General features: G+C 40.1%; 14 protein-coding genes. 7 read left to right on the top strand and 7 right to left on the bottom strand.

Going from position 1 to position 16,993, the window contains the following annotated elements; all coding sequences use genetic code 11:
• Positions 1-133: 133 nt before the first annotated feature.
• The 3 genes from kynA to kynU are packed head-to-tail and all read right to left on the bottom strand — an operon-like array spanning position 134 to position 2,890.
• Positions 134-982 (bottom strand): tryptophan 2,3-dioxygenase, encoded by an 849-nt coding sequence (gene kynA / locus BMX40_RS11670; protein ID WP_090870078.1) that lies wholly within the window; start codon positions 980-982, stop codon positions 134-136.
• A complete protein-coding gene (gene kynB / locus BMX40_RS11665) occupies positions 975-1,619 on the bottom strand; it encodes an arylformamidase (RefSeq protein ID WP_090870076.1) in 645 nt (214 codons plus the stop codon). Before kynB ends, kynA begins: the two co-directional genes overlap by 8 nt.
• Entirely contained in the window at positions 1,619-2,890 is a 1,272-nt protein-coding gene (kynU, locus tag BMX40_RS11660; RefSeq protein WP_090870074.1) for a kynureninase, read from the bottom strand. Before kynU ends, kynB begins: the two co-directional genes overlap by 1 nt.
• Positions 2,891-3,067: 177 nt before the next feature.
• On the opposite strand from kynU, the gene BMX40_RS11655 reads away from it, so the two are divergent.
• From BMX40_RS11655 to BMX40_RS11635, 5 genes are all read left to right on the top strand, one after another.
• Positions 3,068-4,234 (top strand): aminotransferase class I/II-fold pyridoxal phosphate-dependent enzyme, encoded by a 1,167-nt coding sequence (locus BMX40_RS11655; protein WP_090870072.1) that lies wholly within the window; start codon positions 3,068-3,070, stop codon positions 4,232-4,234.
• A 5-nt stretch (positions 4,235-4,239) separates the two neighbouring features.
• Complete coding sequence (locus tag BMX40_RS11650; RefSeq protein WP_425287858.1) at positions 4,240-5,904, top strand: thiamine pyrophosphate-binding protein; 1,665 nt, start codon at positions 4,240-4,242, stop codon at positions 5,902-5,904.
• A gap of 34 nt (positions 5,905-5,938) precedes the next feature.
• Positions 5,939-7,438 (top strand): aldehyde dehydrogenase family protein, encoded by a 1,500-nt coding sequence (locus tag BMX40_RS11645; protein ID WP_090870070.1) that lies wholly within the window; start codon positions 5,939-5,941, stop codon positions 7,436-7,438.
• Positions 7,439-7,466: 28 nt separating this feature from the next.
• Positions 7,467-8,639, top strand: coding sequence for a saccharopine dehydrogenase family protein (locus BMX40_RS11640; RefSeq protein ID WP_090870068.1), 1,173 nt, complete (start codon positions 7,467-7,469; stop codon positions 8,637-8,639).
• Between the two features lie 185 nt (positions 8,640-8,824).
• Entirely contained in the window at positions 8,825-9,157 is a 333-nt protein-coding gene (locus BMX40_RS11635) for a DUF3870 domain-containing protein (protein WP_090870262.1), read from the top strand.
• Positions 9,158-9,187: 30 nt separating this feature from the next.
• On the opposite strand, the gene BMX40_RS11630 is transcribed toward BMX40_RS11635, so the two are convergent.
• From BMX40_RS11630 to mreBH, 4 genes are all read right to left on the bottom strand, one after another.
• Complete coding sequence (locus BMX40_RS11630) at positions 9,188-10,633, bottom strand: NAD-dependent succinate-semialdehyde dehydrogenase (RefSeq protein ID WP_090870066.1); 1,446 nt, start codon at positions 10,631-10,633, stop codon at positions 9,188-9,190.
• Positions 10,634-10,766: 133 nt separating this feature from the next.
• Positions 10,767-11,957, bottom strand: a complete 1,191-nt coding sequence (locus BMX40_RS11625) for an acyl-CoA dehydrogenase family protein (protein WP_090870064.1) — start codon at positions 11,955-11,957, stop codon at positions 10,767-10,769.
• A gap of 14 nt (positions 11,958-11,971) precedes the next feature.
• Complete coding sequence (locus tag BMX40_RS11620; RefSeq protein ID WP_090870062.1) at positions 11,972-13,123, bottom strand: CaiB/BaiF CoA transferase family protein; 1,152 nt, start codon at positions 13,121-13,123, stop codon at positions 11,972-11,974.
• A gap of 448 nt (positions 13,124-13,571) precedes the next feature.
• Positions 13,572-14,579, bottom strand: coding sequence for a rod-share determining protein MreBH (gene mreBH / locus BMX40_RS11615; RefSeq protein WP_090870060.1), 1,008 nt, complete (start codon positions 14,577-14,579; stop codon positions 13,572-13,574).
• Positions 14,580-14,936: 357 nt separating this feature from the next.
• Between mreBH and BMX40_RS11610 the strand changes: the two genes are divergently transcribed.
• Together BMX40_RS11610 and BMX40_RS11605 are read left to right on the top strand one after the other, a co-directional pair.
• Positions 14,937-15,686 (top strand): lysophospholipid acyltransferase family protein, encoded by a 750-nt coding sequence (locus BMX40_RS11610; RefSeq protein ID WP_090870058.1) that lies wholly within the window; start codon positions 14,937-14,939, stop codon positions 15,684-15,686.
• Positions 15,687-15,997: 311 nt separating this feature from the next.
• Positions 15,998-16,993, top strand: a complete 996-nt coding sequence (locus BMX40_RS11605) for a glutaminase (protein WP_090870056.1) — start codon at positions 15,998-16,000, stop codon at positions 16,991-16,993.

The following is a 16,993-nucleotide window of genomic DNA, read 5'->3' as shown; positions in this document are numbered from 1 at the left end:
GTTCAAGCGTCTTCGAACTAGAACGTCTCACTACCGGACATCAACGCTCCACCATCGAACGTGAGCGCACCATCATTTAAGACAAGATAAATTCCAAATAGCTGAAATTGCTATTATATCACACATGTCAACTCTATAATTTAGTGCGGATTTCCCATAATTCTGGGAAGAAATAATGATCAAGTACCTTTTTCAAATAGCCTACGCCTGAGGAACCACCAGTTCCGACCTTGTGTCCGATAATGCGTTCTACGGTTTTCATATGTCGGAAGCGCCATTGTTGGAACCAATCCTCAATATCTACTAGCTTCTCCGCTAACTGATATAAATCCCAATACTTTTCCTTGTTTTTATATACATCTAGCCAGGCTGCTTCTACAGTTTCATCCTTTTCATAGGTTAGGGAAAAATCTCGCTGTAAGACTGACTCATTGATATCAAAACCATCTTTAGCAAGCGCTTGAATTGCCACGTCATAAAGTCCTGGTGCACGATAAGCCTCATCCAAGATATGATATAAATCTTCATTCTTTTTATATATTTTCATAATGTGAGGTGTTTTGTAGCCTAGCACAAATTCTACTAATCGATACTGATAGGATTGGAATCCGGATGCGTTCCCTAATTTATCACGGAACTCCATATACTCGGCTGGAGTTAATGTGGATAAAACATCCCAAGCCTGAATGATTTGTGATTGAATTTTGGAAACACGTGCCAACATTTTAAAGGAAGCCTGTAGTTCACCATTCTGTATCGCTGTTGTTGCAGCTTGGATCTCATGAATAATCAGTTTTAGCCATAATTCACTTACTTGATGAATGATAATGAATAACATCTCATCATGGTGAGAGGAAAGGCGTTTTTGACTATCCAATAATGTGTCTAGCTGTAAATAATCTCCATACGTCATCTTTTCTAAAAAGTCGGTATGAATGCCTTTTTCCGATTGAAATGTATCGTTATTCTCATGGTTAGCCATGGTTGTTCACATCCTTTAATGGTCGGATTACTGCACGCACTGGACTACCATCTGCACCTTGAATAGCAAGTGGTAGTGCAATTAATTCATACATTCCCGCATCGATCTCATCAAGCATGAGGTTTTCAAGGATATTGATATCGTGCTTATACAGCGCGTGATGGGTTGCTAGTTCTTTACTATCTGGCGCATCTACAGAAGGCATATCAACACCTAATAGAAGTACCCCTTTCTCTTGCAAGTAAGGAGCAATTTCTGGATCGATAGCGGGCATTGTTTTCGGAAATCGTTTCGGGTTATTTGGTAATGCTGTTCGAAGTAATACCCGTTTAGTATCTGCTAGATTGATTCCCTGAAAAACCTCTGGTGTGATGTGGTCTACATGACTCACATCAACCACCATAGCGTTGCCAACATATCGTTCTAAGTCAAGCTGGTCGACGGTTTTACCATCGGAGTCATAATGAAAGGGAGCATCTATATGTGTTCCATTATGTAAGCTGGCAGTCATCTGACCTATGTTTGCGGTTCCATTTTCCTCTTTCGAATAGGTTAAGGAATAGGAAAAAGGGGTATCCCCTGGAAAATGTGCCATATCATTTGTAAGTGGTTGAGAAATATCGATCCATTTGGCCATTAAGCAATCACTCCTCGTTTGTTTTCAAATTTTTTGTAGCTTTCCTCCTGCATAATTTCTTTTAACGTTTTTACCGTTTCCCATACTTCCTCAAACGTATTATATAAAGCTACGGGAGCTAAACGAATTCCATTAGGATTACGAAAGTCAGGAACAATTCCATTTTCTTTCAGTGCCTTACAAATTCGAGCGGCCTCTGGATGTTCTAGGAATATATGGCCTCCTCTTGTTTGATCATCTCGTGGATTGGCAATCGTAAACGCATAGTCGGTTAGCTCGATCTCTATTAATTCCATGAAGTAGTTTGTTAATTTAAGAGATTTTTCACGAATTTGATCCATTCCGGCTTCCTTGAATATTTCCAATGAACCTAATAAAGGAGCGGCACTTAATACGTGTGGAGTGCCGATTTGAAATGCTCCAGCATCTTCAGCAGGTGTTAGCGTGTGTTCCATGTCGAATTGTTTATCCTTAGCTGAACTAAACCATCCAGCAAGTCCCGGTTCTTTTCCTAGATGTTTCTTGTTTACATATAACGCTCCTACGCTACCAGGACCACCGTTTAAGTGTTTATAGGTGCACCAAAAAGCGAAATCTACGTCCCATTCCGTTAGTTGATGTGGGATCGAACCAATCGAATGGCATAAATCAAATCCAATTATAATTCCTCGCTTATGCGCTTCTTTTGTCAATGTTTCCATATCTACTATTTGTCCACTTCGGTATAAAATGGATGGCAATACAATGAGAGCAATGTCATCTTGCATCCCATCAATAATATCTTGTGTTTGTAGAGTATTTCCGTCTTTACTCTTTATTTGCACAAGGTGGTCATCTGGATCCAGCCCTTTTAGTTTCAACTGACTTTTTAATGCATAGATGTCAGAAGGAAAGTTTAATTCATCTGCTAAAATTTTATTTCTTTTTTCATCGGGTTTAAAAAATGTGGCAACAAGCTGGTGCAGGTTCGTCGTCGTTGAACCGGTTACAATAACTTCGTCCGTTGAAGCGCCAACTAATGGTGCAGATAAATCTCCAAGCTGTTCGGATAAATAAAACCATGGATGCGTCCCTTCTGTCCACCCATCAATTGCATGACGTTTCCACGCTTCCATGATGGACTCCACAGCTTGTTCAGCTCGCTTGGATAACAGTCCTAAGGAATTTCCATCAAAATAAATGGTGTTATCAGAGATATAAAATTCCTTTCGAAAAGACTGTAACGGATCTTCTTGATCATATTGAATGGCAATACTTTTTTCTGTTTTCATATAACTTCACCTCTTATGATTATTTTAACAAACTTTTACAAAGAAAAATGACTAAATTTCGTATAAATAAAAGAGTAAAAAAATACAGTGAAGGATAGAGGTTCTGATTTTTATTCAGTCTATTTTAATAATTGAAAAATTTATTCTGGTATTCTATACTGGAGTGGAGGGTTAAAGATGCATGTTTCTGATAAGGTGAAAAACCTACCACCATATCTATTTTCTGAATTTCAACGAAAAAAGAAAGGACTGCAAGCTCAAGGGGTCGATGTGATTGATTTAGGAATTGGTGCACCTGATTTACCAACACCTGAATTTATCATTGATACGTTAGTTAAAGAAGTATCGGTATCAACAAATCATAGATATTCCAACTATGATGGCATCCAAGAATTTAAGCTTGCGGTTGCAGCGTATTATGAAAATCATTATGGTGTTGCATTGGATCCAGATACAGAAGTGTTGGCCTTGATTGGATCCAAGGAGGGGATTGCTAACATGGTGCAAGCAGTTATTAATCCTGGTGATACCGTTTTAGTTCCGGATCCTGGATATCCAGTTTACCGTACTGCTGTTCACCTTGCTGGAGGGGAAACGGAGTATGTTTCTCTCGATCAACAGAATGGGTATATTCCTCAATTAGAGAATGTAAGTAAATCAACAAGAGATAAAGCCAAGTTATTATTTTTAAACTACCCAAGCAATCCAACGTCAGCAACAGTAGATATCAATGTATTTTTGAAAGCGATTACATTTGTAGAGAAAAATAATATGCTCCTTGCACATGACGCTGCGTATGACCTAGTTACGTTTGCGGGTTACCAAGCGCCGAGTGTACTACAGGTTCCTGGTGCAAAGGAACATGCCATTGAATTTGGGTCGCTATCAAAGAGCTTTAATATGACAGGCTGGAGAATTGGGTATGTCGTTGGGAATAAGCAAATCATTCAGGCAATCGCTACATTAAAAAGTAATATAGACACCTGTCAATTTATCCCAGTCCAAAAAGCGGCAGCTGTCGCTTTAAGAAGTGACTTATTTACAGTGAAGCAGAATAATGAGGTGTTCCAAAAACGAATGGAAGTATTACATCACGCTTTAGAGGAACTTGGCATGCATGCAGAAAAGCCAAGGGGATCCATTTTTCTTTGGGCAAAAATTCCAAGCGATTTCACATCCATAGCGTTTGCTGACTTCCTACTAGAGAAGGCAGGGATCATTGTAACACCTGGTAATGCTTTTGGACCATCAGGAGAAGGTTTTGTACGAATTGCATTATCTGTAACAATCGAACGTATAAATGAAGTAATACGTCGGCTGCGAAAGCTAGACTTTAGGAGTTGAGCGATATGCAAAATAAATTGGCCATTCAACAAACAAAGACGATGACAGCAGCCCATGCTATTGTTGAGTGCATGAAACGTGAGAAGGTCACCAATGTTTTTTGTGTCCCTGGAGAGAGTTATTTACCTTTATTAGATGCGCTTTACGATGAACCATCCATCCGACTAATTTCGGCTAGACATGAAGGAGGAGCTTCTTTTATAGCGGAAGGTTATGCAAAGGCATCCTTAAAGCCAGGAGTTGTTCTAGCGACTAGAGGGGTGGGCGCAACGAACTTATCTATTGGCGTACATACCGCTTATCAGGATTCTACACCGATGGTTGTATTTTTGGGGCAGGTTCACCGGAAGTTTCGCGGGAGAGAGGGATTTCAAGAAATAGATTTAGAGAAATTTTTTCAACCGATCTCCAAATGGGCTGTAGAAGTTACGGATCCAGAAAGAATGCCTGAGTTGGTTCAACAAGCATTTCGAGTTGCTCAATCTGGTAGGCCGGGTCCAGTAATCGTTTCGCTTCCAGAAGATGTTTTGCCTGTTGAGGGTGAAATGTCCTTTAAGCCAGTAACAGAAAGACCAAAACCAGCTCCAAGTCAAACAGAAATCGAACAAATCGAACAAATTCTAACTTCAGCAAAGTCTCCACTCATCATTGCCGGAGGTGGTGTAAAGCTATCTCAAGGAGAAGATTTACTTCTTCGTTTTGCAGAAAGATTTACCATACCAACGATCGCAGCATTTCGCAGACATGATATATTTCCAAACAACCATCCATTATACGCGGGACATCTTGGTCTCGGAACAAATAAACAAATTATTGAAAGGGTTAAAGAAACAGATGTCATTTTAGCTCTTGGAACAAGGTTATCGGAGGTGACAACACAGGATTATACGCTGTTTGAAGCCGATCAAAGGCTCGTTCACATTGATATAGACCATCAAATTATTGGGAAGGTTTATGCGCCTGATATTGGGGTTGTCGCAGATCTTCAACAAGCTTTCGAATTGCTTCTTCAGATTAATATAAAACCATCCTGGTCTACGTGGGCTGGTTTGTGTAGAACCAGCTATATACAGACTAGTGAGTTAACCATAAACGAGGGTGATGTGATCAATAAACATATTATCCAAAAATTGAATGACCAGCTTCCAAAGCATGCCCTGCTTACAAATGATGCAGGTAATTTTGCCGGCTGGTTACACAGCTTTTATTCATTTGATGAAAAACATACCTATGTAGGACCTACTTCGGGGGCAATGGGATATGGGATGCCTGCTGCACTAGGAGCAAAGCTTGCCTATCCTAGTAAAACAGTTGTTTCTCTATCTGGAGATGGTGGGTTCATGATGACATTTCAAGAGCTTGAAACTGCCGTTCGTGAATCGATTCCAATAATTGCAATTGTGTTTAATAACAATATGTATGGAACCATCCGAATGCATCAAGAAATGCATTACCCCAATCGAGTAATGGGTACGGATCTTGGCGATGTATCCTTTGCTGACTTAGCAACTAGTATTGGTGCAATCGGGAAAAGGGTATTGGATATAGAACAATTTGAGTCCGCTCTTGATCTAGCGTTACAGGAGGAAAAGCCAACTGTAATAGAGGTATTGACAGATAAGGAGCACATTTCCGTATCATCTACGATTACACAGCTACGTAATCGATAAACCATAGAATCAAATCTTATTAGGAGGGATTGGAATGACAGATGTATTACTCAAAACAAGCAAACTAGAAAACTATTTGAATGGTGACTGGGTAGAAGGAGAAAAGTCAACACCTGTTATTAATCCAGCAACAGGCGAAACCGTTGTAGAAGTACCACTGTCCGATGCAGCTACCGTTAATGAAGCGGTTAACGTTGCTAAAAAAGCGCAGAAAGAATGGGCTTTAGTACCAGCCCCACAGCGTGCAGAGGTGCTATACCGCGTTGGGAATATAATGAAAGAGCGGAAGGAAAGGCTCTCGAAGCTTTTGACAATGGAAAATGGAAAAGTGTTGGAAGAGGCAAGGGGAGAAGTTCAGGAAGGAATTGATATGGCCTTTTATATGGCTGGTGAAGGGAGAAGGTTGTTTGGGCAAACGACACCAGCAGAACTAAAGGATAAGTTTGCCATGAGTGTTCGTTCTCCAATCGGTGTTGTGGGAATTATTACACCATGGAATTTTCCGATTGCTATTGCAACTTGGAAATCATTTCCGGCAATTGTTGCAGGAAATGCTGTCATTTGGAAGCCAGCTACAGAAACACCGATCATGGCATATGAACTGGCAAAGATTTTTGAAGAAGCAGGTTTGCCAAAAGGTGTTCTTAACGTTGTATTTGGTTCTGGTTCAACAGTAGGTGATGCCATGGTGCACCATGATGATATTAGAGTAATTTCATTTACTGGATCCAACGAAACTGGTCGTCATATAGCAGGCGAGTGTGGTCGTCAATTGAAAAAGGTCTCCCTTGAAATGGGTGGGAAAAATGCTGTCATTGTAATGGATGATGCGGATCTTAACCTTGCAGTAGAAGGAATTCTCTGGAGTGCATTTGGTACAAGTGGTCAGCGTTGTACAGCATGTAGCCGTGTGATTGTCCATGAAGATGTCAAAGAACGCTTAGAAGAGCGTTTATTGGTAGAGATGGAGAAACTAACGATTGGAAATGGATTGGATGAATCGATTAAAGTAGGACCAATTATAAATAAAGCAGGACTCGACAAAATTAAAAATTATATCGAAATCGGTAAGAATGAAGGGGCAAAATTGCTCGCAGGTGGTTATGAGCTTACCGATGGAGATCTAAGTAATGGACATTACTTTGCACCAACATTGTTTACGGATGCAACCGCAGATATGCGAATTGCCCAAGAGGAAATTTTTGGTCCAGTTGTGTCGCTTATTCCTGTGAAAAGCTTTGAGGAAGCTATTGAAGTAAACAATGGTGTGACATATGGCTTGTCTAGCTCGATTTTTACGAATGATGCGAATCGAGTATTTAAGGCGCAACGTGATCTAGATACAGGAATCGTTTACGTAAATGCGGGTACAACCGGTGCAGAGATTCATTTGCCTTTTGGTGGATCAAAAGGAACTGGAAATGGCCACCGTGATTCTGGTGTTCAGGCGCTCGATGTATTTACCGAGTGGAAAGCCGTGTATGTTGATTTCAGTGGGAAGCTACAGCGTGCGCAAATAGATGTTGATGAATAAGAGATAGATAGGAAAGGGAGTGAATAAGTTGAAAATAGGTGTATTAGGCTCAGGGTTAATGGGAAAAGAAGCAGCTCGTGATCTTGTTGCTAGTGAAGGAGTCGAAGCAGTCGGATTAGCAGATATTGACTTGGATCGTGCGCAACAGGTATGTGATAGTCTGGATTCAACAAAATTAACGGCATATCGAGTAGATGCAAGTGATGAAGTAGAGTTAGCCAATTATATGAGGCAATTTGATGTAATAATCAATGCCTTGTTTTATTCGTTTAACGAAATAGTCGCAAAAACTGCGATTCAAGTAGGGGTTAGCTCGGTCGACTTAGGTGGGCATATCGGACACATGACCGATAAAGTGTTAGCACTGAAAGAAGAGGCAAAGGCTGCCAACGTAACACTGATACCAGACCTTGGGGTTGCTCCAGGGATGATTAATATTCTTTCTGGATATGGAGCTAGTAAACTAGATAAAGTAGATTCGATTAAAATATATGTTGGAGGTATTCCAGTAAAGCCAGAAGCCCCTTTGGAATATAATCATGTATTTTCAATGGAAGGTGTGTTCGATCACTATACAGATCCATCCGTGATTATTCGAAATGGTGTAAAACAAGAGGTACCTTCCTTGTCAGAGGTGGAGCGAATTCATTTTGAAAAGTTTGGACCTTTAGAAGCCTTCCATACTTCTGGTGGAACATCGACTTTACCAATTTCATTTCCAAATGTTGATACGTTGGAATATAAAACAATCCGATATCCTGGTCATGCCGAGAAGTTTAAATTGCTTGTTGATTTGAACTTAACACGTATGGATTATGAGGTAGATGTGAGGGGAGAGAAAATCAATCCTCGTGAAGTATTACTAAAGGTTCTAGATCCGATTGTTGAATTAGGAGAAAAGGATGACGCGGTTCTATTGAGAGTGATTGTGTCTGGATGTAAAGATGGGGTACCAGCTACTTGTGCGTATGAGATGACAACCTATAAAGACCGAGAAACAAATGTAACAGCAATGGCTCGAGCAACTGCCAATACGGTGTCCGTAGTTGCACAAATGATTGGCCGTGGTCAAATTGATAAAGAGGGAGTTTATCCTCCTGAGAATATCGTCCCTGGCAAACCGTATATCGAGGAGATGGGCAAACGAGGGGTCGTTATTTACGAAACGGAGACAATGGAAAAATCCGATGTAATGAATTAAAAAACAAACGAAAAGTAATCCAGTTAACGTTACTGGAGCAGTTTAAAGGAATGAGGATCCCCACCGAAAACAAAGTGGATCCTCATTCTGCTAAATAAGCCTATAAATCATCAGGTTTAGGTTTTCGTAATACCTTGGACTGAAACGCTTGTCCCAACTTTTTCATTAGGGGGTAGATGAACCACGTGAAAACGGTGTTTATTGCAGGACATGCTAGGCTGCCATCGGGTATGGCGGCGAAAAGTATGTATGATACGTTAACGATCACGGCCGAGGTGGACAAAAAATATGGCGTTATCGTAACAGCAGGTTGTACACTGGCAACAGTGCATGGGCGTGAATTTGTTCAGCAAATACTGCGAGGCTATAGCTTGCAGGAAGGAATCGAAGAACCAGTAGAAGAAGTGAAGCGTCATTATTTAGGTAAAGCTGGGAATGCCTTAGCGTCTGCTTTGCGAGATTTATATAAACAGTATCAAACCTATACTGAAGCAAATGAAAAAGCGCCCGACTCCTAGTATAGTCGCGCGCTTTTTTGTTAATCAAAATTATTCAATTCCGATTGAAACAAATTTCTTCTCAAGAAATTCATCCATCCCATGGTGACCGCCTTCTTTGCCATTTCCGGATTGTTTGATTCCACCAAACGGTGCCTCTGGTACGGCAGGGAAGACATCATTAACACCAACGATACCATAGTCTAACTTTTCTGCTACACGTAATGTACGACTTGTGTTTTCTGTGAAGATATATGCAGCTAAACCATAGTCGGTGTTATTGGCTTTTTGGATGACACGATCTTCGTCCGAAAATGGTTGGATTGGAAATAGTGGGCCGAATGTTTCTTCCCGCATAACAACCATATCATCCGTTACATTAGAAATGACAGTTGGCGGATAGAAATACCCCTTTAATTCTCCATTCCACTTGCTTCCACCACAAACAATGCTTGCTCCTTTTTGAACGGCATCATCTAGGTGGGCTTGCACTTTTTCCGTCGCTTTTTCACTAATAAGTGGTCCCAGATCGGTGTCTTCTTCAAGTCCAGATCCAACTTTTAACTTTTCTACTTTTTCCTTCAGTACGTTTGTAAATTCTTCGATGATGTCTTCGTGAACATACAACCTGTTTGCACAGATGCACGTCTGCCCATTATTTCGAAACTTACTACCTAATGCCAACGTTGTCGCTTTATCGATATCAGCATCCTCAAAGGCAATAATCGGCGCGTGGCCACCTAGTTCAAGTGCCACTTTTTTTACATGATTAGCACTTTCTCGCATTAAGTATTTTCCGACCTCAGTAGATCCTGTAAATGTAATCATTTTGACATTTTTGTTGGTGAGCATTTCCTGCCCGATTGCTTGTGCATCGCCTGTTACTAAATTAATAACACCTTTAGGCATTCCTGCTTGTTCAAAGATTTTCACGATTTCGATTGCTGATAATGGTGTTTCAGGTGATGGTTTTAAAACAGCAGTACAGCCAGCTGCAAGTGCAGGTCCTAATTTCCGCGTGATCATCGATGCTGGGAAGTTCCATGGCGTAATGGCCCCGACTACTCCTACAGGCTTTGGAATAACTAACATCCGTTTTGATGGGATGGACGAAGGGATCCACTCCCCATATCCCCGACTAGCTTCTTCTGCATACCATAATAAAAAACCTGCGGCACCTTTTACTTCACCAAGTGCTTCTTTTAACGGCTTTCCTTGCTCCATCGTTAGAATTTGTCCTAACCGTTTGGCATCTTTGCGCATCATTTCAGATGCTTTATATAAAACTCGTGAACGTTGCCTACCAGTCATTTCACTCCACGATTGGAATGCGTGTGAGGCAGCATCAATCGCTTCCTTTGTTTCCTCCTGACCACCATAGGCTACTTCTGTTAACGCTTCTAGGGTAGCTGGATTATAAATAACTTGGGTTTTCTTAGCGTTAACCTCTTTCCATTCCCCATTAATATAAATACTTTTTGTAAGTGACTCAAACATGTGAACCCTCCTTTTTAAACATGCGTTTATGACGTGATTGGTAGATTGATAGATTTTATTGATTATTATGACAATATCTTCACTTTTAAGGATATCGTATTTGACAAATCTATTCAATGCCAAGCTTAGCTAGTTATTCGTTTTCCCAAGCGGGGAGCATTTTGTTTAAGGGTTTATCTTGTCGATAGCCAAGTACGTATTCGGCTTGCATGATTGTATGAATTTCTCGTGTACCTTCATAAATGACTGGTGCCTTTGAATTACGCAAATAGCGCTCCACCGGGTATTCATCCGAATAGCCGTAAGCACCATGTACTTGAATGGCATCATCAGCTGCTTTATTGGCGAAATCACATGCCTGCCATTTTGCAAGCGAGGTTTCTCGTGTGTTTCGTTTTCCTTCGTTTTTTAATTCTCCTGCGCGGTATACGAGAAGGCGACTCATTTGTAGGCCTGCTTCCATGTTGGCAATCATTTGTTGGACGAGCTGATGTTTTCCAATTGGTTTGCCAAATGTCTCTCGTTCGTGACAGTAGTTTACACTTGCTTCTAAGCACGCCATAATTTGACCAACTGCACCTGCAGCAACGGTGAATCGTCCATTATCTAGTGCAGACATAGCGATCTTAAATCCTTCTCCTTCTTCACCAAGTAAATTTTCAGCAGGAACTTTTACATCTTCAAAAAACAATTCACCCGTATTTCCAGAACGTATCCCGTGTTTTCCTTTGATGGCTTTTGAAGAAAAACCATCCCATGTACGTTCGACAATAAAAGCGGATATTCCGTGATGCTTTTTGGATTTATCCGTATAGGCAAAAACGAGAAAGTGATCGGCGCTATCACATAATGAAATCCACGTTTTTTGCCCATTTAGAATATAGTAATCCCCATCTCTAACAGCAGTAGATTGGATGGCAGCTACATCCGAACCAGCACCAGGTTCCGTTAAACCAAAAGCACCAATTTTTTCTCCTTTAGCTTGTGGAACCAAATATTTCTGTTTTTGCGCCTCTGTCCCCCATTGCAGTAGGGTCATGCTGTTGAGTCCTGTGTGGACGGAGACTGCAGTACGGAATGCCGTATCTCCTCTTTCTAATTCCTCGCATACGATAGCTAAGGAATTGTAGTCCATTCCACTCCCACCATATTTCTCGGGAATACAAACCCCCATTAAACCGAGGTCAGCTAGCTTTGGTATGAGTTCTGGATCAAACTTTCCTTGGCGATCCCATTCTGCAATGAATGGCATGATTTCCTTATCGACAAAACTTCTTACGGTATCTCTAAGTAGCTGTTGTTCTTCTGTAAAATGAAAATTCATACGATATTCAACTCCTAATCCTTGGTATATAATTTTGTAACTATCTCTTGATTATGCTCCCCGGCATCTGGTGGGTGGTGCCGTAGCGTGACGGGTGTACGGGAAAGTTTCAACGGGCTTCCAATCATGTTGATGATGCCTGCAGTAGGGTGATTCATTTCTAAAAACATGTCCCTAGCTTGTAATTGTGGGTCATTGGTTACCTCTTCTACATTTTGAATTGGGCCACAAGGTATATTGTTTTCCCTACATTTCTCCTGCCAATACGAGGTTGGTTTGGTTAGGAAAATTTCCTGTAGTAAAGGAACGAGCACATCACGATTTGCGACACGATTTGGATTCGTTTTAAACCGGTCATCTTCACTATATTTTGGTTTTTCCAAAATAGTACATAATGTCTTAAATTGTTTATCATTCCCTACTGCAATAACCATTTCCCCGTCAGCGGTTTGAAAGGTTTGATAGGGAACAATATTGGCATGTTGGTTTCCAAGAGCTTTCGGAATCGTACCAGACATTAAATAATTACTCCCAATGTTTACTAGCGCGCTCACAGCAGAGTCATAGAGGGATATATCTAGCTTTTGTCCCTTTCCGGATTGATTTCGTTCCAATAATGCTCCTTGAATCCCAATACATGCATACAGTCCCGTTAAAATATCGGTGATTGCTATACCGACCTTTTGTGGACCTGATTCGGAATCTCCGGTAATGCTCATGAAACCGCTCATTGCTTGAATAATAAAATCATAGCCTGGCATTTCCTTATAGGGGCCAGTTTCTCCAAAACCGGTAATCGAACAATAAACTAAGGAGGGATTTATACTTGCTAAATTTTCATAGTCTAATCCAAACCGATCCATTGTCCCAGTTTTAAAATTATGGATGAGGACATCACTTTCCTTTACAAGTTCTTTTATGAGGTCAATCCCATCTACCGACTTTAGATCAACGGTAATACTCTTCTTGTTTCGGTTTGCACATAAATAATAGGCACTCATATCATTTTGAAAAGGGGGTCCCCATTTTCGTGTGTCATCACTACCACCAGGTGCTTCGACTTTTATTACCTCGGCACCAAGATCGCCTAATATCATTGTGCAATAGGGACCAGCTAGAACACGTGATAAATCCAGAATACGAATGTTTTCTAATGCACCAGTCACTTCTTCACTCCTTCCATAAAATAAAGTGAATCTTCATTTGGGTGGCTCTAACCACTACTGATTGATCACAATTACTCCTCTCCTTAAATTTCTCGCCGTTAAACGTTTGAGATGGGGGAGGACTTACTGGCTGTCTATTCAAAATAAAAAAAGCCAGTTCAATTAGACAACAGATAGCTGTCGTCAGATGAACTGGCTGATACTTGTTGGGGGAAGACCTGGCATTGGTCTTAAACAAGTTAGGCAGAATGTATGAGTTTGTATACAAAATAGGTCATGAGATAATCGTGTGGAACACGTAGTCATGACTCTTATTAATTAGTGTAATATATTCTGAATAATTTGTAAACACCTTCGTTTGAAATTATCGTATTAGTCGATATCAAAATAGAATTCCTTTATATAAATCAAAAGAGGTGGAGCAAATAGCCCACCTCTTCTGTCAACGTTATTTTGCTGCTTTTTCTAATTTCGTAATCATTTTAATTGCTTTTCCAGTTCCGATAGCTACGGATTCAAGTGGATTTGGAGCTACGTGTACAGGAACAGCAAGTTCTTGTGCTAACCATTCCTTCATGCCATGTAATAATGCACCACCGCCGGTTATTACGATACCGTGGTCAACAATGTCACCACTTAATTCTGGTGGACAATTTTCAAGTGTAATTCGAATAGCTTGTAGTATTTGTTCCAATGACTCACGAATTGCTTCATAAATTTCTTTTGATGAAATAGAAATGGTTTTAGGAAGTCCTGTAACCATATCACGCCCGCGAACATCCATTATTTCTTCCTTATGGTTTGGATGAGCATAACCCAATTCCATTTTAATATTTTCTGCTGTACGTTCCCCAATCAGAATATTATACTTTTTGCGGATGTATTGGATAATTTCATCATCCATTTTGTCTCCACCAACGCGAACTGAGCTGGAGGAAACAACCCCACCAAGGGAAATAATTCCGATTTCCGCTGTTCCTCCACCGATATCAACAATAACATTGGCAATTGGCTCGTCTACTGGTAAATCAGCTCCGATTGCAGCAGCAACGGGTTCTTCTATTAAATGAACATTTTTTGCACCATAACTAGTAACCGCATTATGGATGGCACGACGTTCTACTGACGTACTTCCAGTTGGTGTACAAACAACAACAGTTGGTTTACGCATCGACATGCCCATTTTTTTGCTTACTTTTTTAAGAAATGCTTTTAGCATTTGCGCAGTAATGTCGTAATCTGCGATAACACCATCTTTTAACGGGCGGATGGGAACAATATTTCGTGGAGTTTTTCCAACCATTTCTTTCGCTTCTGTACCAACTGCTACGACCTGTTTCGTGCTCATATCAATCGCTACTACTGATGGTTCGTTGAGTACAATTCCTTTATTTTTAGCGTATATAAGTATATTTGCAGTACCTAGATCAATTCCGATTTCTGCATTAGAAAACATGATACGTTCCTCCAATGATGACTAATTTCAATTATATTTTTCTACACGTTCTTTCCATTTCTGGGGGTAGATAGCATTACCTATTTTAGCAACCAACAACAATTTTTCCCATAAATTGTTGATGAAAAACGCTCTACTAATAAACATAGAGCAAAAACTTGTCGAAAACAAGTAACATTTCAATGACAAACTGGTTAATTTTGTAACATTCCTATTATGTAGTATTTGCTACTGTTTTGTCCATTATTTAGAAGTGTGTCCAAAATGATTAATTTTAGTAGCTTACCCATCGTGTATGATGATTGAAAATATAAGCGGAACAGGTATAATTAGAGTGAACTATGAGGGGGAAGCAAAATGATTTTTACGATCCGAGTATATACATATGCAGGCTTGCTAGTTCTTGGCAGTTTATTTCGTCTAAATAAGGCAAAAAAACTTTTTAGCAAATCGAACGATCAGATATATAAAGAAGAGATCTTTACAACACCAAAGCGTGTATCTCAAAAAGTAATGAAAAAGACTGGCTCTACCGTGCAAGTGAATGGACAGGAGAAGCTCCTCGATGAACCAGTATTATATGTTGCTAATCACCAAGGATTATTTGATATTTTAGCTTTTCTCGGTTATCTTGGACGTCCAGTAGGTTTTATCGCAAAAAAAGAAATTAAAAAGCTACCCATCATCAGAACATGGATGGAGCTATTATATTGTGTATTTATTGATCGGAAAGACCGCAGACAATCGATTCAAGCCATTAATCAAGGAATCGAAAATTTAAAGGCAGGTCACTCCCTTGTTATTTTCCCGGAAGGAACACGCAGTAGAGGAAATAAACTAGGAGAATTTAAATCAGGGAGTCTTCGATTAGCACTGAAAGCAAGGGTACCGATCGTTCCAGTATCAATTGATGGAACCTATCACATGTTGGAAGGGAATAAGGGACGAGTAAAACCGTCCACGGTTAGCATGACAATTCATGATCCGATTTACCCAGCCGATTATCAAGATAAGAAGGGTGCTGAATTAGCAGCTTCTATTCAGTCTACCATTGAACAATCTCTACGAAGCGAATCGAAAGAAGAATTAGAATCTGTTATGGCGTAATATAGTGTTTCGTCCATAAGAAAATATGGAATGTAAATAGTAGGGCGAATAGTCCCTGCTTTTTTAATGGGTGTTGAAACAGTTGGGAGTAAGTACCTCGTTAAAGAGAGAGGAAGACGTGAAAGTAGTGTTGATCGAGATAAATAGTCTTCATTCGGTAGAGCATGAATAGGGAGCACGAATAAATTAGCTATTGAATGTTTACCTTCTTGATAGGTCAATTCCTGCTTTTCTATCCTAATGAATTTATTCTAGCTGGTTATGCTAATTAATATTGATTTTTTTCGGAATGAATGATTGGAGTGATTGTTGTGGTGCAAGGTACAGCTAACTGGAATACAAAACAAAATCAAGAATGGCTTCAAGAGTATGTGGAGGATTGGATAAGTTTTTACAGAAAACATACAAAAGAAGGGAAGGTTGCTTCGTATATTCCGTTATTAGCAGAGGCTAATCCAGATCATTTAGGAATATCCATTTTTGGAGCTAATGGAATGACTCTCCGTGCTGGAGAAGTAGATATTCCGTTTACGATTCAAAGTATTTCAAAGGTGATTAGTTTTATTGTTGCGTGCATGGAACGGGGAGTTGGCTATATGCTCGACCGTGTGGATGTAGAACCAACGGGAGAGGCTTTTAATTCCATTATGCATCTCGAAATGCGTAAAGTGGAAAAACCATTTAATCCATTTGTAAATGCAGGGGCCATCAGTGTGACATCCATGCTTCCGGGAAGGACTTCGGATGAAAAACTTGAGCCGATGTTTCAACTGTTAGATAGGATTTTAGGTTATCGGCCACAAATAAATGTAGACGTTTATGAATCAGAACGAGATTCTTCGATGAGAAATCGAGCGATTGGTTACTATTTATTAGAAACAGGATTTTTGGAATCGGATCTTAATATTACGCTAGAGACGTATTTCAAGCAATGTTCGATTGAAATTACCGTTGACGATTTAGCACAAATTGGCCTTATTCTGGCAAATGATGGGGAGGATCCAAAAAATCAACAAGAGATCATTCCGCGACAAGTTGCTCGTATTGCCAAAGCGTTAATGTTAACATGTGGGATGTATGATGCGTCGGGGAAATTTGCTACATATGTAGGGGTTCCTGCGAAAAGTGGTGTGTCTGGTGGGATAATTGCTGTTGCTCCTCCTCGTGTACGTGATGAGGAATTACCATTTGTTGATGGATGTGGGATTGGTGTATTTGGGCCTGCTTTAGATGACAAAGGGAACAGTATTGCAGGAATACGACTACTTCGGCATATTGCTTCACAGTGGGATTTAAGTATATTTTAA

The organism is Oceanobacillus limi, from assembly GCF_900111445.1.
Classification (GTDB): domain Bacteria; phylum Bacillota; class Bacilli; order Bacillales; family Amphibacillaceae; genus Ornithinibacillus; species Ornithinibacillus limi.
Note: the sequence above shows the minus strand (reverse complement) of the source record. Positions and strands in the feature narration are given on the sequence as shown.